26 protein-coding genes are annotated in these 26,415 nt (G+C 67.9%); 12 read left to right on the plus strand and 14 right to left on the minus strand.

Features of this window, described 5'->3' with window-relative positions; genetic code table 11:
- Positions 1–9 precede the first annotated feature (9 nt).
- Both ABD708_RS07470 and lnt read left to right on the plus strand, forming a co-directional pair.
- Positions 10–2,442: a DEAD/DEAH box helicase gene (locus tag ABD708_RS07470; RefSeq protein ID WP_344752854.1), complete on the plus strand. Its 2,433-nt coding sequence runs from the start codon at positions 10–12 to the stop codon at positions 2,440–2,442.
- A 12-nt stretch (positions 2,443–2,454) separates the two neighbouring features.
- Positions 2,455–4,110, plus strand: coding sequence for an apolipoprotein N-acyltransferase (gene lnt, locus ABD708_RS07475; protein ID WP_344752857.1), 1,656 nt, complete (start codon positions 2,455–2,457; stop codon positions 4,108–4,110).
- Here lnt and ABD708_RS07480 read toward each other — a convergent pair.
- The 4 genes from ABD708_RS07480 to ABD708_RS07495 all read right to left on the minus strand — a co-directional run bounded on the left by ABD708_RS07480 (position 4,107) and on the right by ABD708_RS07495 (position 6,706).
- The gene (locus ABD708_RS07480; protein WP_344752860.1) at positions 4,107–4,472 is read right to left on the minus strand and encodes an RNA polymerase-binding protein RbpA; all 366 of its coding nucleotides are present in this window, start codon (positions 4,470–4,472) and stop codon (positions 4,107–4,109) included. The genes lnt and ABD708_RS07480 overlap by 4 nt on opposite strands.
- An 82-nt stretch (positions 4,473–4,554) precedes the next feature.
- Positions 4,555–5,340, minus strand: a complete 786-nt coding sequence (locus ABD708_RS07485) for a glycerophosphodiester phosphodiesterase family protein (protein ID WP_344752863.1) — start codon at positions 5,338–5,340, stop codon at positions 4,555–4,557.
- Positions 5,337–6,248, minus strand: a complete 912-nt coding sequence (locus ABD708_RS07490; protein WP_344752865.1) for an SPFH domain-containing protein — start codon at positions 6,246–6,248, stop codon at positions 5,337–5,339. The genes ABD708_RS07485 and ABD708_RS07490 overlap by 4 nt, the downstream gene beginning before the upstream one ends.
- A 14-nt stretch (positions 6,249–6,262) precedes the next feature.
- The gene (locus tag ABD708_RS07495; protein WP_344752867.1) at positions 6,263–6,706 is read right to left on the minus strand and encodes an NfeD family protein; all 444 of its coding nucleotides are present in this window, start codon (positions 6,704–6,706) and stop codon (positions 6,263–6,265) included.
- Positions 6,707–6,854: 148 nt separating this feature from the next.
- Between ABD708_RS07495 and ABD708_RS07500 the strand changes: the two genes are divergently transcribed.
- Positions 6,855–7,619 (plus strand): SDR family oxidoreductase, encoded by a 765-nt coding sequence (locus ABD708_RS07500; protein WP_344752869.1) that lies wholly within the window; start codon positions 6,855–6,857, stop codon positions 7,617–7,619.
- A 9-nt stretch (positions 7,620–7,628) separates the two neighbouring features.
- Complete coding sequence (locus ABD708_RS07505) at positions 7,629–9,626, plus strand: S9 family peptidase (protein ID WP_344752871.1); 1,998 nt, start codon at positions 7,629–7,631, stop codon at positions 9,624–9,626.
- 7 nt (positions 9,627–9,633) lie between these two features.
- On the opposite strand, the gene ABD708_RS07510 is transcribed toward ABD708_RS07505, so the two are convergent.
- Positions 9,634–10,302 carry a VOC family protein gene (locus ABD708_RS07510; protein ID WP_344752873.1) on the minus strand — a complete coding sequence of 223 codons (669 nt, stop codon included), beginning with the start codon at positions 10,300–10,302 and terminating at the stop codon, positions 9,634–9,636.
- A 45-nt stretch (positions 10,303–10,347) separates the two neighbouring features.
- Between ABD708_RS07510 and ABD708_RS07515 the strand changes: the two genes are divergently transcribed.
- Entirely contained in the window at positions 10,348–11,220 is an 873-nt protein-coding gene (locus tag ABD708_RS07515) for an LLM class flavin-dependent oxidoreductase (protein WP_344752875.1), read from the plus strand.
- A 20-nt stretch (positions 11,221–11,240) separates the two neighbouring features.
- On the opposite strand, the gene ABD708_RS07520 is transcribed toward ABD708_RS07515, so the two are convergent.
- The 3 genes from ABD708_RS07520 to ABD708_RS07530 form a co-directional block, all read right to left on the minus strand.
- Positions 11,241–11,915 carry a TetR/AcrR family transcriptional regulator gene (locus tag ABD708_RS07520; protein WP_344752877.1) on the minus strand — a complete coding sequence of 225 codons (675 nt, stop codon included), beginning with the start codon at positions 11,913–11,915 and terminating at the stop codon, positions 11,241–11,243.
- A 34-nt stretch (positions 11,916–11,949) separates the two neighbouring features.
- Positions 11,950–13,449: an MFS transporter gene (locus tag ABD708_RS07525; RefSeq protein ID WP_344752879.1), complete on the minus strand. Its 1,500-nt coding sequence runs from the start codon at positions 13,447–13,449 to the stop codon at positions 11,950–11,952.
- A gap of 159 nt (positions 13,450–13,608) precedes the next feature.
- On the minus strand, positions 13,609–14,430 hold the full coding sequence (locus ABD708_RS07530; RefSeq protein ID WP_344752881.1) for an LLM class F420-dependent oxidoreductase: 822 nt from the start codon (positions 14,428–14,430) through the stop codon (positions 13,609–13,611).
- Between the two features lie 68 nt (positions 14,431–14,498).
- Here ABD708_RS07530 and ABD708_RS07535 point away from each other — a divergent pair, with 68 nt between their 5' ends.
- From ABD708_RS07535 to ABD708_RS07555, 5 genes are all read left to right on the plus strand, one after another.
- Positions 14,499–15,374: a nucleoside hydrolase gene (locus ABD708_RS07535; RefSeq protein WP_344752883.1), complete on the plus strand. Its 876-nt coding sequence runs from the start codon at positions 14,499–14,501 to the stop codon at positions 15,372–15,374.
- Between the two features lie 460 nt (positions 15,375–15,834).
- Positions 15,835–16,938 carry a tyrosine-type recombinase/integrase gene (locus ABD708_RS07540; protein ID WP_344752885.1) on the plus strand — a complete coding sequence of 368 codons (1,104 nt, stop codon included), beginning with the start codon at positions 15,835–15,837 and terminating at the stop codon, positions 16,936–16,938.
- Positions 16,939–16,940: 2 nt separating this feature from the next.
- A complete protein-coding gene (locus ABD708_RS07545) occupies positions 16,941–17,276 on the plus strand; it encodes a helix-turn-helix domain-containing protein (protein ID WP_344752887.1) in 336 nt (111 codons plus the stop codon).
- Positions 17,277–17,613: 337 nt separating this feature from the next.
- The gene (locus ABD708_RS07550; RefSeq protein ID WP_344752889.1) at positions 17,614–18,759 is read left to right on the plus strand and encodes a hypothetical protein; all 1,146 of its coding nucleotides are present in this window, start codon (positions 17,614–17,616) and stop codon (positions 18,757–18,759) included.
- 138 nt (positions 18,760–18,897) lie between these two features.
- Positions 18,898–19,491, plus strand: a complete 594-nt coding sequence (locus ABD708_RS07555) for a hypothetical protein (protein ID WP_344752891.1) — start codon at positions 18,898–18,900, stop codon at positions 19,489–19,491.
- A 154-nt stretch (positions 19,492–19,645) separates the two neighbouring features.
- On the opposite strand, the gene ABD708_RS07560 is transcribed toward ABD708_RS07555, so the two are convergent.
- From ABD708_RS07560 to ABD708_RS07575, 4 genes are read right to left on the minus strand one after another with little or no spacing between them, the layout of a single operon-like run.
- Positions 19,646–20,251, minus strand: a complete 606-nt coding sequence (locus tag ABD708_RS07560) for an HXXEE domain-containing protein (protein ID WP_344752893.1) — start codon at positions 20,249–20,251, stop codon at positions 19,646–19,648.
- Positions 20,248–21,018 carry an HXXEE domain-containing protein gene (locus ABD708_RS07565; RefSeq protein WP_344752895.1) on the minus strand — a complete coding sequence of 257 codons (771 nt, stop codon included), beginning with the start codon at positions 21,016–21,018 and terminating at the stop codon, positions 20,248–20,250. Before ABD708_RS07565 ends, ABD708_RS07560 begins: the two co-directional genes overlap by 4 nt.
- Positions 21,019–21,062: 44 nt before the next feature.
- A complete protein-coding gene (locus tag ABD708_RS07570; protein WP_344752897.1) occupies positions 21,063–22,658 on the minus strand; it encodes an ABC transporter permease in 1,596 nt (531 codons plus the stop codon).
- On the minus strand, positions 22,658–23,566 hold the full coding sequence (locus ABD708_RS07575) for an ABC transporter ATP-binding protein (protein WP_344752899.1): 909 nt from the start codon (positions 23,564–23,566) through the stop codon (positions 22,658–22,660). Before ABD708_RS07575 ends, ABD708_RS07570 begins: the two co-directional genes overlap by 1 nt.
- A gap of 72 nt (positions 23,567–23,638) precedes the next feature.
- Between ABD708_RS07575 and ABD708_RS07580 the strand changes: the two genes are divergently transcribed.
- Positions 23,639–24,244 (plus strand): TetR/AcrR family transcriptional regulator, encoded by a 606-nt coding sequence (locus tag ABD708_RS07580; protein WP_344752901.1) that lies wholly within the window; start codon positions 23,639–23,641, stop codon positions 24,242–24,244.
- Positions 24,245–24,305: 61 nt separating this feature from the next.
- Here the strand turns inward: ABD708_RS07580 and ABD708_RS07585 are convergent, their stop codons facing one another.
- Positions 24,306–24,800, minus strand: coding sequence for a MarR family winged helix-turn-helix transcriptional regulator (locus tag ABD708_RS07585; RefSeq protein ID WP_344752903.1), 495 nt, complete (start codon positions 24,798–24,800; stop codon positions 24,306–24,308).
- A 121-nt stretch (positions 24,801–24,921) separates the two neighbouring features.
- On the opposite strand from ABD708_RS07585, the gene ABD708_RS07590 reads away from it, so the two are divergent.
- Positions 24,922–25,572, plus strand: a complete 651-nt coding sequence (locus ABD708_RS07590) for an NAD(P)-dependent oxidoreductase (RefSeq protein WP_344752905.1) — start codon at positions 24,922–24,924, stop codon at positions 25,570–25,572.
- A gap of 371 nt (positions 25,573–25,943) precedes the next feature.
- Here ABD708_RS07590 and ABD708_RS07595 read toward each other — a convergent pair whose 3' ends face one another.
- On the minus strand, positions 25,944–26,405 hold the full coding sequence (locus ABD708_RS07595) for a DUF1801 domain-containing protein (RefSeq protein WP_344752907.1): 462 nt from the start codon (positions 26,403–26,405) through the stop codon (positions 25,944–25,946).
- Between the last annotated feature and the right edge of the window lie 10 nt (positions 26,406–26,415).

The following is a 26,415-nucleotide window of genomic DNA, read 5'->3' on the forward strand; positions in this document are numbered from 1 at the left end:
CATGAACGGGTGACCGACCAGCTCTCGCCCTCCGAGCGGTACGCGGCGTCGAAGACCCGCTCCCGGTCGCCCCGGCTGGACGAATTCCGGTCGCTGCTGCGTTTCGACCTCGACCCGTTCCAGCTGGATGCCTGCGCGAGCCTCGAGGCGGGCCGCAGCGTGCTCGTCGCGGCGCCCACCGGCGCGGGCAAGACCGCTGTGGCCGAGTTCGCGGTGCACCTCGCGATGTCGACGCCGAACCAGAAGGTGTTCTACACGGCGCCGATGAAGGCGCTGTCGAATCAGAAGTACAACGAGCTGGCCGAGCGCTACGGCACCGAGGATGTCGGGCTGCTCACCGGCGACACCAACGTCAACTCGCATGCCCGCATCGTCGTGATGACGACCGAGGTGCTGCGCAACATGCTCTACGCCGACTCCGACCTGCTGCCCGGCCTCGCCTATGTGGTGATGGACGAGGTGCACTACCTCGCCGACCGCTTCCGCGGTGCCGTGTGGGAAGAGGTCATCATCCACCTGCCGCAGCAGGTCAAGCTGGTGTCGCTGTCGGCGACCGTGAGCAACGCCGAGGAGTTCGGCGACTGGCTGCAGGCCGTGCGCGGCGACACCGACGTCGTCGTCTCCGAGGAGCGGCCGGTGCCGCTTGAGCAGCACGTGCTCGTGCGCTCGAAGCTCGTCGACCTGTTCGAAGGCGCAGGTCGGGATTCCGCCATCAAGGTGAATCCCGAGCTCGTGCAGCTCGCGCGCTCGGGCGGGCGGCCGTCCGGCGGTCGCGCCGCTGTCGACAGGGGCCGGCGCCACGGCGGCCGGTTCTCCGGGCACGGCTTCCGCCTCGACCGCTCGGAGCTCGTGAGCCTGCTCGACGGGCGCAGGCTCCTCCCCGCCATCTTCTTCGTGTTCAGCCGCAAGGGATGCGACCAGGCCGTGCAGCAGGTGCTGCGGGCAGGCATCCGCCTCACCGAAGCCTGGGAGCGTGAGGAGATCCGCCAGATCGTCGAGGAGCGCACCCGCACGCTGCTCGACGAGGACCTCGCGGTGCTCGGCTACTGGGAGTGGCTCGAGGGGCTGCAGCGCGGCGTCGCCGCGCACCACGCGGGGCTGCTGCCCGCCTTCAAAGAGGTCGTGGAGGAGCTCTTCCAGCGCAAGCTCGTCAAGGTCGTCTTCGCCACCGAGACGCTGGCCCTCGGCATCAACATGCCGGCACGCACGGTCGTGCTCGAGAAGCTCGAGAAGTTCAACGGCGAGGCGCGGGTGCCGATCACGCCGGGGGAGTACACCCAGCTCACCGGGCGTGCCGGGCGCCGCGGCATCGACGTCGAGGGGCACTCGGTCATCCAGTGGGTGGACGGGCTCGACCCGCAGGCCGTCGCCGCGCTGGCATCCCGGCGCTCCTACCCGCTGAACTCGAGCTTCCGGCCCACCTACAACATGGCCGTGAACCTCATCGAGCAGTTCGGGCGCGAGCGCACCCGCGAGATCCTCGAGTCGTCCTTCGCACAGTTCCAGGCCGACCGCGCCGTCGTCGACCTGGCGCGCACCGTGCGCAAGCGCGAGGAGTCACTGAAGGGCTATGCGGACGCCATGCAGTGCCACCTCGGCGACTTCGCCGAGTACGCGGCGCTGCGCCGCCAGGTCTCCGACCTCGAGAAGCAGAACTCCAAGATGCAGGGGCAGTCGGCTGCGGCCAAGACCCGGGTGCAGCGCGAGCTCGCCGATCTCCGGCAGCGCATGCGCCGGCATCCGTGCCACGGCTGCGCCGAGCGCGAGCAGCACGCCCGCTGGGCCGAGCGGTGGTGGCGGCTGAAGCGCGAGACCGACCAGCTGAACTCGCAGATCCGCAGCCGCACGGGCGCCGTGGCGCGCGTGTTCGACCGGGTCAGCGAGGTGCTCATCGCGATCGACTACCTGCGCGTCGGTGAGGATGGGCAGGTGCATCTCACGCCGCACGGCCGGCGGCTGAGGCGCATCTACGGCGAGCGCGACCTGCTCGTCGCCGAGAGCCTCAGGCACGGCCTGTGGGACGGGCTGGACGCCCCGAGCCTGGCCGCCATGGCGTGCGCGCTCGTCTTCGAGCCGCGGCGAGAAGAGGTCGAGCTTCCCGAGCACCTGCTGCCGAAGGGGCGGTTCCGCCAGGCGCTCGACAAGACCCAGAGGCTGTGGGCCGAGCTCGACGACCTCGAGCGCGAGCACCGGCTGCAGGGCAGCGACCCGCTCGCCATCGGGCTCGCACCGGCCATGCACGCGTGGGCGCGCGGTCAGAGCCTCGAGCGCGTGCTCGACCAGGCAGAGCTCGCCGCAGGCGACTTCGTGCGCTGGGCCAAGCAGACCATCGACCTGCTCGACCAGCTCTCCCTCGTCGCCGACGGGGAGCTCGGCCGCACCGCCCGGCAGGCGCTCGACGCCGTGCGCCGCGGGATCGTCGCCTACTCGAGCGTCGGGTAAGCGGGGCGACGGATGCTGCGGAAGATCGATTCACCGCCTGACGGCGTGTCGGGCCGCCTGCCCCGGCGTGTCGCGCGGAATCCCTTCCGCACGAGCGGCGGCGCGGTGACCGGGCGGCTGCGCGGCCTCCCGCTGTGGGCGGCGCTCCTCAGCGCCGCCGCCGGGGGAGTGCTCTTCGACGGCGCGTTCCCCGACCACTACATCTGGCCCCTCGTCTTCCCTGGGGTCGCCCTGCTGCTGCTCGCGCAGCAGGGGCGCCGCGCCTGGAGCGCGCTCCTCGTCGGGTTCGTCGGCGGCCTCGCGTTCTACATCTCCGACATCTACTGGACGGCGCTGTACCTCGGCCCGATCCCGTGGCTCGCGCTCTCGATCACCGAGGCGGCGTTCTGGGCGCTCGGCGCGCTGCTCTACACCCTCGCGTACCGCTGGGTGCCCCGGGCGTTGCCCGGCGTCTTCGGCCGGGTCGTCGCGCTGCCGCTGATCATCGCCGGGCTGTGGACCCTGCGCGAGCTGCAGACCAACCACTGGCCGTTCACCGGCTTCGCGTGGGGCCGCGTCGCCTACACCCAGTCGCAGAGCCCGTTCACCCATCTCGTCGCGTGGGTCGGCGTCTCGGGGCTCACCTTCCTGCTGGTGTGGCTCTCGGCGCTTGCGCTCGCCTGTGTGCAGGAGGTGGGCCTGAAGCGTGTGACGCGGGCGTTCATCCCGGTCGTGGCGGCGCTGGCCGTGGCATCCGTGCCCGCCTGGCCGAGCGCCGCGCACGGCACGACCCGCGTCGCCGCCGTGCAGGGCGACGGGCCGGCCGGCTATTTCGAGCCGCACCAGTACGGCGACGTCGAGAACGCGCAGATCAAGGCGACCGTTCCCCTCATCGGCAAGGGGCCCTACAGCATGGTCGTGTGGCCAGAGGGCGCCGCCGACGCCAACCCGCTCGCCGACCGGAGCAGTGCGAGCACGCTGAGCGCCCTGTCGAATGCGCTCGACGCGCCTCTCGTGGTCGGCGCCATCACGGAGGACGGGAAGAAGACGTTCAACTCCTCGCTGCTGTGGGACGGCAGCGACGGCAAGCTCGCGCAGTACGACAAGCAGCTGCCGGTGCCGTTCGGCGAATACATCCCGTACCGCAGCGTCTTCCACGCCATCGCGCCCGCGCTCGTCGATCTGGTGCAGCGTGACTACACGCCGGGCACGCGGCCGAACGTGTTCAGCATCGACGGGATCAAGGCCGGCATCTCGATCTGCTTCGACATCATCGACGACCGGCAGCTGCCGCAGATGATCAACGGGGGAGCGCAGCTCATCCTCGCGCAGACCAACAACGCCGACTTCGGGCAGACCGAGGAGAACGTGCAGCAGCTCGCGATCGCGCGCATGCGCGCCGTCGAGGCCGACCGCTCTGTGGTCAACATCTCGACGGTCGGCACGAGTCAGGTGATCGCGCCCGACGGGCACACGATCGCGTCGATCCCCGCCTACACGCCGGGTCGCCTGGTCGCGGACGTGCCGCTCTCGAGCGGCGTGACCCCGGCGGTCGTCATCGGCTCGGGGGTCGAGATCGGCGCGGCGACGCTGGGGGCGGCAGGGCTGATCGGATGCCTGGCGCTGGTGCTGGGTACGAGAAAGGGCCGGGTCCTTCCGGACCCGGCCCTGACGTCGTTCAGACTCTAGGCGCCGATCTGCTCCTGGCCGCGGCGGGAGCGCAGGTAGGTCAGGCGCTCCTGCAGCAGCTCTTCGAGCTCGGCCTCGGTGCGGCGCTCCAGCAGCATGTCCCAGTGGCTGCGCGGGGCCTTGGCCTCGGCGCGGTCGACCTCGACGGGCTTGTCGTCGACGAGCAGGGTGGCTTCGTGACCGCAGTAGCGGCACTCCCAGGTCTCGGGGGCCTCGGCCTCGGCGGCGAAGACCATGGTGGTCTCGCGTCCGCAGCTGGAACACACGTAGTTGTAGCTGGCGCGCGCGGAGAAGGCGACGCCCTCTTCGCTCTGCAGGCTCTGAGCACCGAGCCTCATTCCACGTAGGCTTCGATCTGCCATTCGGGACTCCTTCACGCTCGATACGAATTCATGAATTCGAAACGCTTGCACGTTCCCGGTGCTTCCCAGTGAAGCGGCAGACTCAGGGGTTTGCCAGGTCCTTGACAAGCTTCACAGCAAGGTCGGCGCGATCTGTCACGATTCCGTCGACGCCGAGCGCGATGAGGCGGCGCATGTCGTCCTCGTCGTTCACGACCCACACGTGCACTTCGACTCCCGCGCGGCGCACCGCGTCGACGAACCGGCGCGTGACGACGGTGAGCGGCCCCTGGCGTTCGGGCACCTGCACCGCGTCGACGCCCCCCAGCGCAGCGCGCACAACGAAGCCGAGCCCGAGGCGCGCGCCGACGAGGGCGCCGACCACGCCGCGCTGCGACGCAGAGGTCGCGACCGCTCCGCCGAGGGCGGCGAGCGTCGCGCGGCGCGTGGCGTCGTCGAAGCTCGTGACGAGCACCCGGTGGGCGGCCCTCTGCTCGAGGATCGCCGCGGCCGCGGCATCCGCCGCCGCCCTCGTTTTGATGTCGATGTTGAAGCGCGCGTCCGGCAGGGCGTGCAGCGCCTCGCCGAGCGTCACGAAGCTCTCGCCCGAGCCGAGGTCGACCTCGGCCAGCTCTGCCGCCGTCAGCTGGTCGATGCGGGCGCTGCGCCCCGTGAGCCGCATCAGGTCGGGGTCGTGGCTGATGATGGCGACGCCGTCTGCCGAGGCGTGCACGTCGGTCTCGACGTAGGGCGCGCCGGCGGCGAGCGCATGCGCGAAGGCGAGCAGCGTGTTCTCCGGCGCGTCGATCGCGAGCCCGCGATGCGCGAGCACGCGCGGGCGCGACGGTGCGAAGTAGCCGCTGTCGCGGCTCGCGGGAGGCAGGGTCACTCCGCCGGAGGCGTCGCCCCCGGTGCCTTCGCCCCGAATGCGCCGGCGAAGCCCTCCATCGCCTTGGTGAGCTCGGCGGGGATGACCCACACCTTGTTCGCCTGGCCGTTGGCGATCAGCGGCAGGGTCTGCAAGTACTGGTAGGCGAGCAGCAGGTCGTCGGGCTTGCCCTCGTGGATGGCCGAGAAGACGGTGTCGATCGCCTTCGCCTCGCCCTCTGCGCGCAGGATCGCGGCCTGCTTGTCGCCCTCCGCCTTGAGGATCGCCGCCTGCTTGAAGCCTTCCGCGTTCAGGATCTCGGCTTGCTTGGTGCCCTCGGCGTTCAGGATCGCGGCGCGGCGGTTCCGCTCGGCGCGCATCTGCTGCTCCATCGAGTCCTGGATGGAGGCGGGCGGGTCGATCGACTTGAGCTCGACACGGCCGACGCGGATGCCCCACTTGCCGGTGGCCTCGTCGAGGACGATGCGCAGCTGCGAGTTGATGTTGTCGCGGCTCGTGAGCACCTCTTCGAGGTTCATGCCGCCGACGACGTTGCGCAGGGTGGTGGTGGTCAGCTGCTCGACCGCGGCGAGGTAGTTCGCGATCTCGTAGGTCGCGGCCCGGGCATCCGTCACCTGGAAGTAGATGACCGTGTCGATCGAGACGACCAGGTTGTCCTCGGTGATGACGGGCTGCGGGGCGAAGGAGACGACCTGCTCGCGCAGGTCGATGAGCGGCCGCAGCCGGTCGACGTACGGCACAAGCAGGTTGAGGCCCGGGCTGAGCGTCTTGTGATAGCGGCCGAGCCGCTCGACCACGCCGGCGCGCGCCTGCGGCACGATCCGGATCGCCCGGAAGATCGTCACCAGCACGAAGATGATCACGATGATCACGACGATCACCACGACGATGGCGCCTACCTCGCCCATGTTGCCCCTCTTGGTTATTCCGGTTCGATGATGACGGATGCCCCGTCGACGGAGAGCACGCGCACCTCGGTGCCCGGCTGGATGGTCGCCGCGTCGCCCTCCGGCACCCGAGCACTCCAGGTCTCGCCGTTGGCGAGCTTGACCTGGCCGCCCGTCATGGTGACCTGCAGCAGCACGCGGCCGGTCGTCCCCACGATCGCGTCGATGTTGCTCTTGGTCGGATCGCCGCTGCGCTCCAGCAGATGCAGCAGCCGGGGCCGCAGCAGGAAGGTGCCGAGAATGGCGACGACCGCGGCGATCACGGTGGACAGCCACCATGGTGCGCCGAACAGCTCGGCGATCAGGCCGCCCAGCGCACCCAACGCGAGGAGCATGAACTCGATCTCGGCCGTGAGCATCGCGATCGCGACGAACACGATGATGAGCGCGGCCCAGACGATCCACTCGAACCCACCCATGAGGCTCACCCTAGTGGGAATCGGCGACATGCGCGGCGATTTCCACGTGGCCGCCGGGCGGGGACCGGAGGCTCAACCAGCACTGTGATTGATATCGTCGTTGGGGGTTTTCTCTGCCCGTGATTCGCACCCCCATTAGGAGTTCCTCGTGACCAATCCCCTCGCCGCCGGATCGCTCGAAGGCACCCGCGTGCTCGTCACGGGATCGAGCCGTGGCATCGGCGCCGACACCGTCGCGTACTTCGCCGAGGCGGGCGCGAAGGTGGTCATCAACTACCGCAACAAGGCCGCGCGGGCCGAGAAGCTCGCGGCGCAGTTGGCATCGACCGGCGCCGAGGCGCTCGTCGTCGCGGCGGACCTCACGGATCCGGCATCCGTCGCCGCCATGTTCGCGCAGGTGAAGGAGGCGTGGGGCGGCCTCGACATCCTGGTGCTCAACGCCTCGGGCGGCATGGAGTCCGGCATGGGCGAGGACTACGCGCTGCGCCTCAACCGCGACGCGCAGGTCTCGGTGCTCGAGGCGGCACTGCCCCTCATGGCCGAGGGCGGCCGTGTCGTGTTCGTCACGAGCCACCAGGCGCACTTCATCCGCACGGCGCCGACCATGCCCGAATACGAGCCGGTCGCGAAGTCGAAGCGAGCGGGCGAGGACGCGCTGCGCGAGCGGATTCCCGAGCTCGAGTCTCGCGGCATCGACTTCGTCGTCGTCTCGGGCGACATGATCGAGGGCACCATCACCGCGACCCTGCTGAACCGGATGAATCCCGATGCGATCGAGGCGCGCCGTCAGGCCGCCGGGCGCCTGTACAACGTGTCGGAGTTCGCGGCCGAGGTCGCGCTCGCCGCGGTCGAGCCCGTTCCGGCCGATCACACCCGGCTCGTCGGCGACACGAGCGACTTCGCCGGGGAGTAAGGAGCGCGCATGAAGCCGAGCGACCTGCCCCTGATCAACACGGTCTCCGCGCCGTCCATCAGCCCGCGCGGCGACGCGGCCGTGATCGCGGTGACGCGCCCCGACCTGGACGCCGACTCCTACGTCGGGCAGCTCTGGATCGTGCCGCTCTCGGCCCATGGCAGCGGCCCGTTCCGCCTCACGCGCGGCTTCCGTGACACCGCGCCGCAGTTCTCGCCCGACGGGCGGCTGATCGGATTCCTGCGCGCGCAGCCCGGCGCCGCTGCGCAGCTCTTCGTGGTCGACGCGCACGGTGGCGAGCCCGTGCAGGTCACCGACCGCAAACTCGGCGTCGGCGCCTTCGCGTTCTCGCCCGACGGCGCCGTGCTCGCCTTCTCGAGCCGCGAGCCCGAGGCGGGGCGCTACGGCACGGTCGAGGGAGTCGGGGCGGATGCCGAACCCGCGCGTCGCTTCGACACCTACAACCGCACCTCCAACGGCCTCGGCTACTACCTCGACCGCCCGAACCTGCTGTTCACCGTGCCGGTGCCCGATGTGCAGGCCGAGCCGGTCGTGCAGCCGGTCGCCTCGCCCGCCGGGCCGGCGACGCCGAGGCCCGTCGTCGCCGAGCCGCAGCGCGTCTCGCAGCACGAGGTCGACCACGGCGGCTTCGCGTTCTCGCCCGACGGGCGCACCCTCGCCGCGGTCGCCGCCGTGCATGAGACGCGCGACGAGGATCTGCGCTCAAGCGTGGTGCTGCTGCCGGTGTCGGGGGAGGGGGATGCCGTCGACGCGACAATCGGGCACGGCAGCTTCGGCATCGATGCCGTGCGCTATGCGCCGGACGGCCGGCTGTTCTTCCTGGCCGGCGAGCTGGGCGAGGACGGCCTCGACTTCGTGGGCCGCAACTCCTCGCTCTACGTGATCGACGCACCCGGCGGCGCGCCGCGGCGGCTCACCGACCCCGAGCAGTACGACATCGGCGGCGGGGGAGCGCAGCCGACGATCGTCGCCCGCCCCGACGGCGCGGTTCTCGTGATCGAGGGCCGCAGGGGCACCCACCAGCTGCTTCACGTCGACCCTTCAGGCGCGGTGACGGCGCTCACCCGCGGCGAGGTCGAGGTGGGAGCGGCGGATGCCGCGGGCCAGGTGATCGTCGTCAGCTACGCGGACCCCGGCACCTCCGGCGACCTCGCCGTCGTTGAGGCCGACGGACTGCGCCGGCTCACCGACTTCTCCGCGCCGCTGCGGGCGGCGGGCGTCGTGACGCCGACCGAGCTCGAGGTGCCGAGCCGCGACGGCTACCCGGTGCACGGCTGGGTCGCCGTGCCGGAGGGCGAGGGGCCGCACCCCGTGCTGCTCATGATCCATGGCGGCCCGTTCGCCGAGTACGGCGTGCACCTCTTCGACGAGACCCAGGTACTCGTCGGCGCTGGTTACGCGGTCGTGTACTGCAACCCGCGGGGGAGCCGCACCTACGGCGAGGAGCACGGCCGAAGCATCCGTCAGGCCATGGGAACCGTCGACCTCGACGACGTGCTGGCCTTTCTCGACGGCGCGATCGCGGCCGACTCGCGCCTCGACGGCGCGCGCACGGGGATTCTCGGCGGGTCGTACGGCGGGTACCTCACGGCGTGGACGATCGCACACGACCACCGCTTCGCCGCTGCGATCGTCGAGCGCGGATTCCTCGACCCGGAGTACTTCGTCGGCACGAGCGACATCGGCTCGTTCTTCGGCGGCCAGTACGTCGGGGAGGACCCCGCCCAGATCGCGGCGCAGAGCCCTCAGGCTGTCGTCGGCCAGGTGACCACGCCGACGCTGGTGCTGCACTCCGAGCAGGATCTGCGCTGCCCGCTCGGACAGGCCGAGCGCTACTTCCACGCACTGAAGAGGAACGGGGTGGATGCCGAGCTGGTCGTCTTCCCCGGTGAGAACCACGAGCTGAGCCGTGCGGGCCGCCCGCGGCACCGCCTGCAGCGCTTCGAGGTCATCCTGGACTGGTGGCAGCGGCACCTGCCCGTGTGAGTCGGCGCTACCAGCCGCTGAAGGTGTCCGGCCAGGGGGCGATGTCGACCTCATTGCCCTCGGGGTCGGCGAGCGTCCACCAGTTCGGTCCGTTGTCGCGCACCACCGTGCCACCGGCCGCGAGCGCCGCCTCGATACGGGTAGGCGCGAGGTCCGCCGGCACGTAGAGGTCGAGGTGGATGCGGTTGCGCTGCGGCCGGGGCGCGTCCAGCTGCTGGAACCAGACGTTCGGGCCGGGTGCGGTGGGGCCGCCGACGTCCTCACTGCCGAACAGCTCGTAGCCGAGCACGGCCGCCCAGAACGGGCGGACTTTGGGGATGTCGAGGGCGTCGATCGCGATCTGCACGGTCTGCACCTTCGATGGGTCGGCCGTGGCGCCGAGCTCGCGCGCCGCCTGCGAGATCTGGGCGGCGAGCTCCGCGTCGCGCGCGCTGAGCACCCAGCCCTGGTCGATCACCTCGTGGGTGAGCAGCCGGACCTGCACGCTGCCGTAGCGCAGCTCGATATCGGGGTGGTGGTTCGCGGCATCCGCCAGCTCGCCGATGCGATCGACGAGCGCGACCCCCGTGGCGAATGAGCCGGTCTCGAAGTGCGTCGCGGCGCCGAAGGAGAGAACCCGCCAGTCCTCGACGCCGGGCGCGGCATGGAACTGTTGAGAGGTGATGACATCGACCATGCCCGCAGGGTACGCGCTGTCGGTGGTGGGCCCTAGCCTCGACTCATGACCTCTCTGGGCGTGATCTTCCAACCGTCTCTGCCACCCGAGGGCCTGCGCGCAGCGGCCGTCGCGGCCGAGCAGGCCGGCCTCGACGAGTTCTGGGTGTGGGAGGACTGCTTCAAGGAAAGCGGCATCACCGCCCTCGTCGCGGCGCTCGCGGCCACCGATCGGGTGCGGGTCGGCGTCGGCATCCTGCCCATGCCGCTGCGTAATGTCGCACTGCTCGCGATGGAGGCGGCGATGATCGAGCGGCTGTTCCCGGGCCGTGCGCGCTTCGGCGTCGGTCACGGCGTGCTGGACTGGATGGGTCAGGCCGGCGCCAGGGTCGCCTCGCCGCTCACGCTCATGCGCGAGTACGTGCCCGCGCTGCGCGGGCTGCTCGCCGGGCGGGAGCTCAGCGTCTCCGGCCGCTACGTGAAGCTCGACCGCGTGAAGCTCGACTGGCCGCCCGCCGCGCCGGTTCCCGTGCTCGCCGCTGCCGAGGGGCCGAAGACGACGGCGCTCGTCGGCGAGGTGGCCGACGGCCTCGTGCTGACCGGCGGCACGAGTGCGGGCATGGTGCGTGCGAGCATCGCGCAGGCTCGGGGCGCGCGATCGGATGCCGGGGTCGACGGCCCCTTCGAGGTGCCCGTGTTCCTCATGGCCGCCTTCGGCGACAACGCCGCGAAGCGCATGGAGGGGGAGTTCGACCGCTGGGAGCTCACGGGGGAGCGGCGGTACGCCGCCGCCGGCTCCGTCGAGCAGGTCGCCGCGACGGTCCGCGAGGTCTTCGACGCCGGGGCGACCTCGGTGCTGCTGCAGTCACCGAGCGCCGATGCCGACATGGCGGCTTTCGCGGCGAACGCTGGGCGGGTGCGCGAGCTGCTCGGCTCCTAGCTGCTCAGTGCTTCGGTTGCTCAGTGCTTCTTGACGACCGCGAGAGCCAGGTCGAGCTCGTCGACGTCGAGGGCGTCCTCCGGAAGCGTGGCGCAGCCGGTGCAGCGCAGCCCGTCGAGCAGCAGCCTGAGATACCGCTTCCAGACCGGCCGGCTTACCGCCTCGCTCACGGTGAACGTCGAGCCCATCATGAGCAGGATCGCGGCGAGGTCCGTGGGGGAGGCGTCCTGCCGCAGGCATCCGCTCTTCTTCGCCCGCTCCATGAGCGCCGCGACGGGCTCGAACAGCGCCTCGCGGATCGTCTCGAGCTTCCCGTCGACCTGCATGGGCTGCTCGTTCATCGCCCCGGCGGTCATCAGCTCGTGCAGGCCGCGATCGTCGGCCTGCTTCGCCACCGTCGACTCGATGAATCCGGTCAGCGCCTGCCACGGGTCTTCGACCTCGAGAGCCGCCCTGGCCGACTCGACGAGCTGCTCGAAGTCGTCCTTGAAGATCGCGGCGGCGAGCTCCTGCTTGTTGGCGAAGTGGCGGTAGGCGGTTCCGACGCCGACGCCGGCGTGGTGCGCGATCTCATCGAGCGTGGCCTCGAGGCCGCGGGCGGCGAACACCTCGCGGCCCGCGTCGAGCAGCGCGCGGCGGTTGCGGGCCGCGTCGCGCCGAAGCGGCCGGGTAGGGGCATCAGCGGTGCTCGTCACACCGTCCTCCTTTCCGGCCGCTTCGTCGCATGGCCTATGCGTGAATCATCGCAGGCTCGTCGCCGGTCGAGTGCAGGAATTCCTCAGGCACGCCGCGTCGCAGCACGATCGCGGTGACAACGGCACCGCCGGCGAAGATCGCCGCCGCGAGCCAGAATGCCACGTGGTAGCCATTGATCGCCGCCTGCGCCTGCACGCCGAGCTGAGCGGCCTTGGTGGTCGCCTGGGCGAGGTGGTCGGCGATGTAGGCGGTGATCGTGGTGCTGGCGATCGTGTTGAGCAGCGCGGTGCCGATCGAGCCGCCGACCTGCTGCACGGTGTTCACAGTGGCGGAGGCGACGCCCGCGTCCTCCTGACGAACGCGCAGCGTCGAGATGCTCATCGCGATGGAGAACAGGGTGCCCATGCCGAGGCCGAGCAGGATCAGGCTCGGCAGCACATCGGCCGCGTAGTCGCCCTGCACCTCGATGCGGGTGAGCAGCGCGAGCGCGACGGCGCCGAGGAACATGCCGGACGGCACCAGGATCTTCGGGCTGACGCGGCGCTGCAGGCGCGGCATGATGACCGCCGCGGTGAGCACGATGGCAGCGGGCAGGGGCAGGAACGCCACGCCCGTCTTGACCGCGCTGTAGCCGAGGTTCGACTGCAGGTAGTAGGTCATGAACAGGAACACGCCGAACATGCCCGTGGTCGCGAGGAACATCGCGATCAGGCCACCGCCGCGGGTGCGGTCGAGCAGGATGCGCAGGGGGAGCAGCGCGTGCTTCGAGCGCGCCTCGATCACCACGAAGGCGATGAGCAGGATGCCGGATGCGACGAGGAATCCGATCGTCTTGCCGTCGCCCCAGCCGTCGGTGTCGGCGAGCGAGAAGCCGTAGACGAGGGCGAACAGGCCCGCGGTGATGGTGACGGCCCCCGGCAGGTCGAGCTTCGGGCGATGTGTGCTGGCCGAGTGGCGCAGCAGCACGAAGGCGCCGATCAGCGCGGGAATCGCGAAGAAGATGTTCACGAACATGGTCGCGCGCCACGAGAAGTACTCGGTCAGCACGCCGCCGAGCAGCAGGCCGAGCGCCGCGCCGCCGCCGCCGATGGCGCCGAAGATGCCGAAAGCGCGACCGCGCTCGCGCCCGTCCCGGAAGGTCGTGGTGAGGATCGCGAGGACGGCTGGCGCGAGGATCGCGCCGAACGCGCCCTGAATGACACGGGCGGAGACCAGCATCGTGAAGGTCGTGGCGAAGCCGCCGAGAGCGGATGCCAGCGCGAAGCCCGCGAGGCCGATGATGAGCGCCCACTTGCGGCCGAACAGGTCGGCGAGACGGCCCGCGAAGAGCAGCAGGCTGCCGAAGGCGAGGGTGTAGCCGGTGATGATCCACTGCCGGTCGTTGTCGCTGAAGGCGAGCGCCTTCTGCGCGGTCGGCAGGGCGATGTTGACGACGGTGGAGTCGAGGATGACCATGAGCTGGCTGAGCGCCAGGACGACGAGGATGACCCAGCGGCGCGAGTGGTGATGCTCGGCGTGCGGGTCCGCGCTCACGAGTGGCGCGGTGGCGGTTGCTGACAAGAGTGCTCCCGAGGATGAGAACCGGATTCGGAGAGAAGTACTCCGGTTACTCTACGTCGAAAACGGAACCCCTACCTCCGGATTGGCTGGGCGTCTGGTTTCGCGCTCGTGAACAGCGGGGGAGCGTCGGGCTCAGGCGTTGCGTTCGTCGCGCCAGGCGAGCAGCTCGCGGATCGGCCCGAGGTCCCACGATGGCGCCTCGAGGCCGACCGTGAACAGGCGGGTGCCGACGGCGAAGAGCTTGTCCGCGGCGGCGGGGTAGTCGTCGAGGTCCTCGGGGAACCGGCCGGGCTTCGGGTTGACGCCCGCCGAGCGCTCGATCTCGCCGGGGTCGCGGCCGATCGCCGCGCACCACTCGTCGAGCACGGCGTGCTTGCGGGCGATGGTCTCGGCATCGCCGAAGGAGTGCCAGATGCTCGCGTGCTCGGCCGCGATACGCAGCGTCACCTTCTCGCCGCCGCCGCCGATCAGGATCGGGATGTCGCGGTTCGGGCGGGGGTTCAGCTTGGACCAGCGCTCGCGGATCACCGGCAGGTCGCCGCGCAGCTTCCGCAGCCGCTCGGGCGCGGTGCCGAACTCGTAGCCGTACTCGTCGTAGTCGCGCTCGAACCAGCCGGCCCCGATTCCGAGGATCAGACGGCCCTCGCCGCCCTTGGCGCTGATGTGGTCGACGGTGCGCGCCATGTCGGCGAGCAGGTTCGGGTTGCGGTAGCCGTCGGAGGACACGAGCGCGCCCAGCTCGATGCGCTCGGTCGCCTCCGCCCAGGCGGCGAGCATCGTCCACGCCTCGAAATGGGCGCCGTCGGGGTCGCCGGAGAGCGGGAAGAAGTGATCCCAGTTGAACAGCACGTCGGCGCCGAGCTCTTCGACGAGCGCCGCCTGCAGGCGGATCTCGGCATAGCCGGCGTGCTGAGGCTTGATCTGGACGGCGATGCGAACGGGACGGTCGGCCATGATGCGAGCCTACGGATGCCGCGCGCGTGCGCGTCGCATCCGTCATCGATCTCGGCGAGAATTCGACAGTGCCCCCTCACCGCCGCGTCATCCTCGACACCGACATCGGCAGCGACGTCGACGACGCACTTGCCCTCGCCCTGCTGCTCGGCAGCCCCACCGCCCGGCTGATCGGCATCACGACCGTCTACGGCGACACTGTGTTGCGCGCACGCCTCGCCGCCCGCGTCGCCGGCTCCGCCGGCTGGACAGGACCCGTGCACGCCGGACGGGCAGAGACCCTGTCAGGCAAAGAAGTGTGGTGGGCCGGTCACGAAGGCGCCCTCTACGACGACCTCGACGCAGAACGCGTCGCCTCCGAGAACGCCGTCCAGTACCTCATCGATCAGGTCGCGGCCGCTCCCGGAGCGATCGACGTCGTCGCTATCGGGCCGCTCACGAACATCGCCACGGCCATCAGCGCGGACGAACGGTTCGCCGGAAGCGTCCGGCACCTCTACGTGATGGGCGGAGCCTTCGGCGACGACGAGCCGGAACACAACTTCCGCAGCGACGTCGCCGCGGCGCGGATCGTCTTCGCAGCAGGCATCCCGACCACCGTCGCCGCGCTCGAGATCACCCGCCAGGTGCGCATCGAGCAGGAATCCCTCGACCGCATCGCCGCCGCGGGGGAGCTCGGGCGGATCCTCCTCGCGGAGATCGAGCAGTGGTGGCGGTACTGGGATGCCACCTGGAACGTTCCGCACGACCCGGTCACCGTCCTCACCATGACCGAACCCGAGTTGTTCACGTACTCCGCGCCGGGACGGATCAGCGTCGCCGACGACGGCACCAGCATCCTGCACGAGGGCGAGGGCACGACGCGCATCGTCACCGCGCTCGACGGCAACGCCGTCGCCGACCGGATCGTCGACGGCGTCGTCCGCGCCGGTCGCGCCGGCTGACGCGCCCGGCGTCGCCGAGACTCGCCGAATGGGACCTCTGGTGGCACAGAGCCCCATCCGCGCGCGTCTCGGCACAAACTCGCGCTCGAATGGGCGGCGAGAACACAGCAGCGCCGCGCGAGAAGTGAGGCGATGTCGTCTGCAGCAAGCGGACACGACATTCCTGCACTTCTCGCACATCGCGTATCTGCCGATAATGTCAGTTATGTCAAGAAAATCAGGCATTATTGCATCTGGTGAAACTGGTGGCGATCCCCCGACAGCCGGTGGCAACCCGCAGGTGAGGGTCTTCTCGATTTAGCCGGTGACCCGGTATTTACCCACCGAGGGAATCATCTTACAGGCCGGCCGTGCGCTCATGCATGAGTCGCGCGCTGGACTTCCACCACCCGTTGTCGTCCTCTACTTGCACGAAACTTCCAAGGGATGCGAGAATCATGCATCTGATGAAAGAGGTCGTGTGGCTGTCGACGAGGTTGGCCGGTACCGTGCGGTGGCGAGTTCGTTCCCACTTCTGCACCCCGAGGAGCAGACTTTCCGAGAGATGCTGGCGGGCTGGCGTAATCAGCAGCTCGTCCGTGGGCTATCGGTGCGGACGATCGAGGTGCGCGCTTCAGTGATCGAACGCTTCCACTCATCAGCTGGCGCGTATCCTTGGCGGTGGTCTGTAGCGATGGTCGACGAGTTCTTCGCTGATCGCCGGGCGGTACATCAGAACCGCCGCTCAACAATCCGCAGCTATCAGAACGCGTTGCAGTCGTTCAACAACTACTTGTGTGACCCGGCATACGGATGGGTGGATCGGTGCATCGACCTGTTCGGCGATCACCCCTCCCCCGTGCTGCACCACTGGAACACACAGCGGCACATTCTGGAGGCAGAGCATGGCGGACGTGTTCGCCCATTCACCCGCTCCGAGTTGCAGGCGTTGTTCGATCGCGCCGACGACGAAGTCGACGCAGCTGCGCACCGGAAGACAAAGGGGTGGGCAGCCGCATTCCGGGACAGCACGCTACTCAAAGTGAGCTACCTGTTCGGTCTGCGTCGCAACGAGGTGAGACATCTCCAAGACTTGGACTTCACGCGCAACCCGCATGCCGGCGAGTTCGGCCGGTATGGCCACTTGAACGTCCGGTTCGGCAAGGCCTCGGCTGGCACCGACTTCAAGCAACGGAACGTTCTCGCCGTGTTCCCCTGGGGCAGCGGAATCATCCAGGAGTGGGAAGAACGCGGGCGGCCGTTACTCCCCCACAGTCGAGATCTCTTTCCCTCCGAACGCGGAACTCTGGTCTCAGAGACTGCTTTGAACGCCCGCTTTCGGCAATATCGGAGCGATATCGGCCTCGGCGCTGAGGTCACCTTCCACTCCTTGCGCCGCTCCTACGTCACCCACCTCATCGAAGATGGACTCGACGCGCTATTCGTGCAACAGCAAGTCGGGCACGACTACGCGTCGACGACCGCCATCTATACCGCTGTCTCGAGCGACTATCGCACGAAGACCCTGCGCAAGGCACTCGACGGAACCATCGCTGATGCCCTACGTCTGGGCTCGAAGGAGTAATCGTGAACCGCACCATCTCTTACGACTGGCACCTCGCAGAGCTCATGGCCCGCAACGCAATGCACAACAGCACGGACCTCCTGCCCCACCTGGAGCAGCGCGGCATCACACTCTCGTCTGCGCAGATCTGGCGACTCGTCACGCAGCGCCCCGAACGGATCTCACTGCAGATGCTCGCCGCACTCTGCGACATCTTCCGCTGTTCACCCGCCGACCTCATCACCACCACCGCCGCGGACGAATCGAACAACATCCGCGTCAACGATGCGCCCGTTCGTGAGCTCCCCGAGTCACGTCACCGGCCACGCCGCGCCCGTGTGATTCGCGATGACACCTGAGCTGCTCCCCCAGCGCCCGACCCGCGGCCGCCCGCGGAAAGAAGGCGCCCACCTCTGCCCGCGATGCCAGCAGACAACTACTCGACTCGACAACCTCGCCCCAGGTGTCAAGCTCTGTCGAAGCTGCATCGAAACAGCCCTCCACACCCACGGCAACTGCGCCGTCTGCGCCACCGACCGCCTCCTCCCCGGTCAAGATCCGTCCGGCTCGCCGATCTGCGGCGACTGCGCCGGCTACTCGCGCGACTACCGTTGCACCCGCTGCAGCAACGAAAGAGCACCATATCGGCGCGGGCTCTGCGAATGGTGCTCACTTGCTGACGATCTCGACACGACCATGCTCCACGTCGACGATGACTCCGACCAGATCAGGGAAACCCTCCGAGAGCACTTCCTCGCGGCCGCGAGGCCACGGAGCATCATCCGCTGGTTACAGAGCCAGCAAGTCCGGCACCTCCTCGCTGGCATCGCCGACGGCAGTATCGCGGCCACGCACGAGGCGCTCGACGACCTGCCGCAAACAGCGACACTCAGACACATCCGAGCCCTGCTGATCGACCGAGGGCATCTCCCGCCCCAGGACGCCGCGCTCGCCCGGTTCGCCGCCTGGATCCCCACCAAGATCGACACCATCGAATCGCCAGACAGTCGTGACGCGCTGCGTCGCTTCGCAACCTGGCACCACCTCAGAAAGGTTCGAGACTGCGCCGCATTGCCTCGCGGCGCAGCATCGGCCGCGCACAATGCGAAACAAGAGATCACGGTCGCGAGCAACTTCCTCAAATGGCTCGCTGACCGCAGCAGCACGCTCCGCAGCTGCTCGCAATCAGACATCGATGACTGGCTCGCCGATGGCCCCACCACTCGCTACACGGTGAAGAACTTCTTGACCTTCACTGCTCAAAGCCAGCTCTCCCCTGCGCTGACCGTTCCACGCCGCACGGTTAAGACCATCCGCCGGATCGACGCCGAGGAGCGTTTGGTCTGGATCCGGCGCTGCCTGGAAGCCGAGCAATACCCAGCCGCACCCCGTCTCATCGCTCTCCTGCTGCTCGTCTTCGGTCAGCCGATCACCCGGATCGCCGCCATGCCCATTACCGCCGTCGACGTCGACGACTCAACCGCAAGAATTCGCTTCGTCGATGACTGGATCGACCTGCCGGCCCCGATCGCCGCGTTGCTCACGCAGCACCTGGCCAATCGAGCCCCGACATCGACCAGGACAGTCGACACCAACCCCTACTTGTTCCCCGGCGCCCGCCCGGGAGAGCACGTCCATCGCCACTCGATCAAGCTCGCACTCAACCGCCTTGGGATCGACCTTCTTGGTAGCAAGAACACCGCCCTGGACGAGCTCGTCGCTTCCATGCCTGCCCCAATGGTCGCCGACGCACTCGGGTTCAGTTACAACGCAATGGCGCAGCACGAAGGCTTCAAGGGCCTCAGATTCGAGCGATACGTCAGCGGACGCTACCCCGGATAGTAGCGGCAGTGCTCAACTGGAATCACTTGCGCAGGCCTAGGGACAAGTCCCAACGCGACCGTCCAAATGGATCAGGCAGCTCCCCCGGCCGGTAGCTTGGGCGATGGCTCTCCGATATGGGAGACATCAGATCCATGCATGAGGGCTTTCGGCGTGGGGCCTGGCGCGGTGATTTCCTTAACCTCGTCGGTGCTACATCATGGGCTTGTGGCAAACTTCGCTTCAAACGGGACCCGTCGTCGAATCGGCGCTCTATTAGTCACCTTCAGCGCTGTCATGCTCGCCCTGGTGGCCTGCACGAATTCCGACTTCAACCTCACTAAAGAGGATGCGTACGGAACTTGGCGTGCGGGAAGCGGTCTGCCCACGACACTCGAGTTGGCTACCGACGGTACGTTCCAGGCGACCGCGTGGCCAGTGAGCGTGGGGTGCGACGGAGACCCTCCCGCGACGGCGAAGGAGTTGCGCGGGACAGAGACGATCGACTTCTCTGGCACCTGGGAGGAGGGCGCCTACGCCGCCTCTCCAAACGAAATCACGCTGACGCCGGCCCCAGAGTCGCCCTGTGGCACTCCATGGATCGACGCGGACCTCCGGAGCGAGGACGGCGTGCTGTACACCTGCACGAAACTCGATACGCCCATCGATCTTGCGAGCGCAGAGAACTGGTTCATCCTCTACCGGAGCACGCCGGAAGCGACGCCTGATTCCGGTCGCTGCTTCAACTACTAGCTGCAATCTTGAGGCGTCGTGACAGCGACTCCTTCTGGCCTCATGTGGTCCTCAGCTTCGACCGTGCACCGGGTCGTCACCGGTACGTACAAGCGTCCATGACCGCCAGGGCTGCAGCTGAGAATCTGTTTTCCATATAGCTCCGGGGCTGGCCTTAACTGTTGCGGAGGTTTCCGACGACCCCTTTTAGGAAGTCCCGGTATCGGACCCCACTGACTCGGACGACGGTGAATTGGCAGATGATGACACTGCCAAACATGAACAGCACGGCCCAGAGCCAATCGAGACCGGCGATGAGGTTGTGTTGGTAGCCGAGAACGATGCCTGTGATCGAAATTGGCAGCATGACGAATACAGCCGTGGCCATCCCCGGGGTGTACGGACGTTTCATCTTGAACAGCAGAATCGTGACAGTGTGCGCGAGGGCCTCGGCCATGCCGAGGATGAGGGGCGCGAGCTGCAGGAATATGACCGCTGGAAAGAACAGTGGTCCCAACCCGACCAGGATTACGAGCATCATCAGCACGAGGTCGCCGAAATGCGGGTTGACTTGGGTGAAGCCAATCTTTTCGCTGATCATGTGAGTGAATCCGCCGGGAAGACGTTGCTCTTCCCACAGATGCAGCACGATGGCGATGAACATGAGTGCGCTCGTGTGCCACATCAGCGGCATGGTCGTCCATCCCACGATCAGCCAGACCGCGACGATGACGCCGAGGCCGGTCAGGATGTATAGCGCGTACTTGCCGAGGAAGTTCACGATGCCTCGTGGAGGGAGTCACTCTGGCTCATGTCGGAGACGCGAGGCGGTTGAGCCGTCGGCCAGATCGCGGACGCTGCCCACGGGAAGAGGATGAGCGGGCTCGCAGCGAGCGTCATGATGACCATCGCAGCGCCTTCTGTGATGGTCGCCGTCGCGAGTCCCATCAGCAGGAGCAGCAAGACACCTTGTGTGACGATCGCAGCAAGGAAGATCGCTACCAGCACGGGGATGCGGACCTTGTTCCGGCCGAACTGCGTGAAGAAGACCCACAGGGACAGCGGAATGAAGATGACTGCGGCGGTGACGGCGCCAGGAGTGTATCCCGAGGTCGGAATGACGGCGAGGTGGCTGAGGGCGTTCGTGAACAGCACTGCAGACGCCGTCAGGCCGATGGCATGGTTGCGGCGGGACAGAAGCGCGGCGAGTACGAATGCAATCCACACGCACGGGATATTGACCGACACGAAGAACGCGGGTGTAAGCGGGCAGCTTTCGCCACCCGTGAAACCGAAGGTCTCGCACGCGGTGACAGGGAAGTGGAACGAGCGTCCAAGCGCGTCGATGCCGTATTCCTCGAAGTTGTGGAGCATGTAGGCGACGGCCATCGCCCACGCGAGCCAGACGGGGTCCTTCCAGCGGGTGATCTGCAGATTCTGCCTGAGGACGTTGGTGAAGAACAGCAGGGCGAGTAGCACGATAGCCATGCCAAGCCCGACCGAGCTCCAGTAGGTCTCGAACGACTCCCACATCTTCTCGAACCACATGATGGGCGGCCTTTCTGTTGTCGTCTCGGCAATGGTTGTTGGTGCTATTGGCGTGCGAGGTCGCGGCGTCGGAATCCGGCGAACCCGATGGCGAGGAAAAGTATGGTGACGAGGCTGATCCAGACCAGCCCCATCCAGTCGGCATCGGGGTCGGTGACGTTGGGGATGTGCCAGAACGGGCTGATCGCGAGGATCCAGTCCCACAGGTTGAAGGTGGGGCCGAGGATCGTGAGCGCGAACGAGGCGAGCACGCCGAGCCAGGCGGCCAGAACGACCTGGGGGCGGGCGCCGACCACGGCGACGGCGAGAGCGACGACTGTCCACACTGCGGGGATGGTGGCGACGGCTTGGAGCAGCACGTCACCGAACGTGACGCCGATGTCCGCGGTGCCGGCGAGCCAGCCGATCAGCGCCCCCGCGATCAGCATGTATAGGGCGGGCGCGCCGAGCGCGATGGCGGCGTTGCTGGCGTAGTAGCGGGGTCGGGCGGTCGCGGTGGCGATGAGCGGCTCGACGCGGTCTTCCATCTCTTCGGTGCGGACCTTGAGCATGGTCTGCACGCCGGGGATGGACGCGAGGATGCCGACCATGCTGAGGATGGTGACCAGGAACGCGCTGACCAGGTCGTCGGAGGTCGCCGCTCCCGCGGCGAGGATCTGCTGGATGGCGGGGTCGGATCCGAAGATGTCGGATACCGAGGTGGCGAGGTAGCCGAACACGAACCCGAGCGCGACGAACGCGACCGTCCACGACAGGAACGGTCCCCGGTTGATCCGGACGGCGAGCCGCCAGGTGGAGCGGTCTTTGCCACGGGCAGGGCCCGGGCGTGGTGCGATCGCACCGGCGCCGAACTCCCTACGTGACTGCAGCACGAACGCGATCGCGAGCAGCACCAGGGTGAGCGCGACGGCCAGCAGCAGCGGCCACCAGTTGTTGTCGACAGCGGGTTTGGTTTCGGTCATCCAGCCGAGCGGGTTGATCCAGATCACCCAGTCCGGGGCTTCGAGGGCGTAGCTGACGCCGCGGGCGATGAACAGCACCCCGAGGGTGGCGACGGCTAGCGAGTTGGCGGTGCGGGACTCTGAGCCCAGCTGCGCGGTCACGGCGGCGACGCCGGTGAACATCCACGCGGTGGCCGACATGGTCGCTGCCAGCAGCAGGGAGGCGTTCCAGTCACCACCGAACAGCACGGTCACCAGCCCGGTCACGAGGCCGAGGACGATCGCGAACACCAGGCACATCCACACCGCGGCCATCAGCCGGGAGGCGCGGCCCATCACACCGGAGGCGAGCAGTTCGGCCTGTCCGGAGTCCTCTTGGGCGCGGGTGGCGCGGGTGACGGCGAAGATCACCCCGAGCGCGGCGATCAGCCCGCCCAGGGCGAGGGACCGCCAGGCGTTGAACCCGTCGGCGGTGGACAGGTCGAAGGCGGGGCCGAAGATGATCGCCATCGCCGGGTTGGCACCCACCGCGGCGGCGAATGCGGCACGGTCCTGGTCGGTGGGAAAGATGACCGGGTACAGCATCGATGACGCCGACAGAACGGTCGTCAGCAGCGCCCAGGGTGCGAGCATCCGCCCGTCGTAGCGGACGTTCGCGCGCAGCAGCTGCGGGGTGCCGGTGATCGCGGGCGCGGCCATCAGGACGCCTTCTGGTCGGCGCCGGCCGGCTCGTACAGGCGCAGGAACAGCGACTCCAGCGACGGCGGCTCCACCGTCAACGCGGTGATCCCCAGCGGAGTCAGCCGGGTCATCGCATCGCCGACGTGGGCGGCGTCGACGGACGCGGTCAGCCGGTTGCCGTCCACGTGGATCTCGCTGAGCCCCGCCAATATGGCATCGGTCACCGGCTGGGCGAGGGTGGCGTGAATGGTGGTGCGGGCACCCTTCTGCAGATCGGCGAGAGTGCCGGTCTGCACGATCTTCCCGTCCCGGATGATCGACAACCGGTCGGCGAGAGACTCCAGCTCGGACAAGATGTGGCTGGACAGCAGCACCGACGTGCCGCGGGCTTTCGCCTCCCCGACGACCTCCTGGAACACACTCTCCATCAGCGGGTCCAGGCCGCTGGTGGGCTCGTCCAGAATCAGCAGCTCCACATCGGAGGCCAGCGCGGCGACGATAGCGACCTTCTGCCGATTGCCCTTCGAGTACTGCCTGCCCCGCTTGGTCGGATCCAGCTCGAACCGCTCGATGAGGTCTTTCCGCCGCGTCTCATCCAGACCACCGCGCAGCGATCCGAGCAGGTCGATCGCCTCACCACCGGTCATCCCCGGCCACAACGACACGTCTCCCGGTACGTACGCCAACCGGCGGTGCAGCTCGACGACGTCCTTCCACGGGTCACGCCCCAGCACCGTCGCAGAACCGCCGTCACCGCGCAGCAGCCCCAGCAGCACCCGGATCGTCGTGGACTTGCCGGCACCGTTGGGGCCGAGGAACCCGAGGACCTGCCCCTTCTCCAGGGTGAGGTCCAGGCCCCTCAGCGCCTGGAACTTGCCGTACGACTTCGTCAGCCCAGCAACTTCGATCACCGCATCCGCGCTCATATCCCGCTACTCCGCATCAGCCATAAACTCTGCGAGCGGGGAAATCCTCGCTCGTGGAGTAAAATAGCATGCATGACGGTCGAGCAGACACCCCGCAAACGGCCCACCGGCCGCCGCGGCGGCGACAGCGGCACTCGGGACGACATCCTCGACGCTGCCCGTGATCTCTTCGCCGAGCGCGGCTACGACGGTGCCTCGATCCGCGCGATCGCCATGACCGCAGGTGTGGACCCGGCACTAATTCGGCACTTCTTCGGCGACAAGGACAACCTTTTCGCCACCACCGTTGCCGACCGCACGGCCATTCCGCAGCGCATCGCCGAAAGCCTCGCCGGCGACCTTGACACCATCGGAAGACGGGTCACGGACGCCTATCTGCGGATGTGGGAAGAGGACGATACGAGGCCCGTGTTGCTCTCGCTCGTCCGCTCCGCTGTCACGTCTGATCGCGCCGCCGAGATGCTGCTCGAGATCCTCGGGTCGCGCGCGCGGTCAACCGAAATGAACGCCGACTTCACCGACGAACGAATGCGACGCATCGCCCTCGCCGCCGCACACCTGTTCGGCATAGCTGTTGCCCGCCATGTGATCAAGATCCCACCGATCGCTGAACTCAGCCACGACACGCTCGTCGACGACGTCTCGCCCGCCATCCAGCGCTACCTCACCGGGACCTAGTCAGCCAAGCCCCCTGGCCTGGCCCACGATGGACCCGACCTGCACACGCCGCCGCGGAGGATTACCCCCGTCGACGCTGCGCGGAGGACGGGACCATGGAGCGCAGGCGCGTGCGAATCGCGTCAAGCTTTTCGGCGAGCTCCTTGACCTGGTTATCGCTGAGCACATCGAACATTCCGGCCTGAACAACCGCCTGATGCCCGGGAATGACCTGCTCCAGCCGGCGCCGCCCTTCGTCGGTAATCACCGCGGTCACGGACCGTTCATCCTCCTCACTGCGCTCGCGCCGCAGGAGGCCGGCGGCCTCCAATCGCGTCGCCTGATACGTCAAGCCGCTGCGGCTGTGCAGGACGGTATCAGCGAGATCGGTCATTCGAAGACGGCCCTGGGGCGCCTGCGCGAGTTGGGCGAGCAAGACGAACTGTACGTAGGTGACGCCCCCGTCGCGCCGCAGCTGCTCGTCCATCAGCAGTTGCAGAAGGTTGTAGGCCTCCGCGAGAGCGAAGTACGCCTGCGAACGCAGATCTGCCCCCACTGCAACCTCGAACTCGCTCATGAAGACTCCTCCACTTTTGTTTCGACTTCGAAACAATGTTAGCATCGGGACATCTGTTTCGAATACGAAGCAATTTCGGCGGTCTCCCGCCCCTCACTGCACCCCCATTGGAGTCACTGTTATGAAGCTCGTTGTCCTCGGCGCCAACGGTCACGTCGGCGCGCACGTCGTCACCGAAGCCCTGCTTCGGGGCCACCAGGTCGTGGCCTATGTGCGTCACCCCGACGCCGTTCAGCCCCGCGACGGTTTGACGGTTGTGCAGGGAAGCGTCGAAGACGAACTCGCGATGACGGACGCGTTCACTGGCGCCGATGCCGTCATCACTGCGATCGGGCTGCGCCCTGGAGCCAAGAAGCCGATCAACTTGATGCAGCGGGCCTTGCCCGTCATCACCGCCGCGGCCAAGAAGGCTGCCGTCGGGCGGTTCGTGCTCGTCTCGGCATTCGGCGTCGCGGAGACCGCCGCCATGGGATCACCGATCGCAAAACTCATCTTCGCGACATTGGTTGGCGCGATCTTCCGTGACAAGACCCTGTCGGAGAAGATCATGCCCTCCACTGGCCTGAACTGGACCACCGTCTACCCCGTCAACCTCAAGGAAGCGCCCCACGGGCCCAAGGCCGTCGTCAAGCCCCTCGCCGACGTCGCCAAGGTCCCGGGCATCCCCACCCTGACCTTCGCGACGGTCGCAGCCACACTGCTCGACATCGCCGCTGACCAGAACATGTCCGGCCTGCGAGTGCTCATCACCACCGACAAGGGCTGGAAGTAGTTGGTCGCAGAGTTTGGTCGGTCGCCCCGCTCGCTGCTTCACGGCGGACAGGAAGAGGGCGTGCATCTGGGTAGTGCACGGTTCGCGATATGCGAAACGACCGACATTGTGGTCAGCGTTCCGTGAGCCAGTGGTCATGGGATCGCGGCGTACTCGATGCGATCGTGCCAGCTGTGGCCCCATCTGCACGCTGACGGTCTTTGGGTTTGTTCGACTGCTGGGTCTTCGGTCGGGTGCCGGCTTCCGTGCCGGCGCACGACCTGGCCCCGCTGGGTGGGCACCCAGGCACCACTTCGGCTGGGCCATCGCAATTCTGCTCAGACTGATATCGCTCGTTCCCAGCAAGCGATTCGGAGCACCTCTCCCAGCTCTCAGCGCTTCCCGTGGCCGACGCCGGGCCGCGATGTGATCTGCGTCATCCAATCGGCAATCTGGCGCTCGTCGATCTCAGAAGCCGATCGCAGCTCGACACCCCGCGTCATCTTGCCCATGCCGACGGGCGTCACCGGCGGCACCGGGTCGAGCGTCACTCCGTTCACGAACATGAGCTTGACGTGGTCGGCGAACGCTCCGCAGCAGAAGCACCAGCCGTCGCCGACCCCGTAGTACGCCATTCCCCATTTCACCGACCGCTGCAGCCCGGGAAGCGTCGCGGCTGCCAGCGCGTCGACCGATTCGGCGATGCCGCGCTGCGGCTGTGGAAGGCTCGCGAGATATGCGAAGACCGGCTTGTCACCGACTGCGGCCTTCGCGGGGCTCACCCTGCCGGTCATCTCCGTCGGCAGCGCACTCGGTTTCGTCGCCTCCGGGCTGCCGGCCTGTCCGCTGTCCATGGCGGATTCT

Source organism: Gryllotalpicola koreensis, assembly GCF_039538185.1.
Lineage (GTDB): Bacteria > Actinomycetota > Actinomycetes > Actinomycetales > Microbacteriaceae > Gryllotalpicola > Gryllotalpicola koreensis.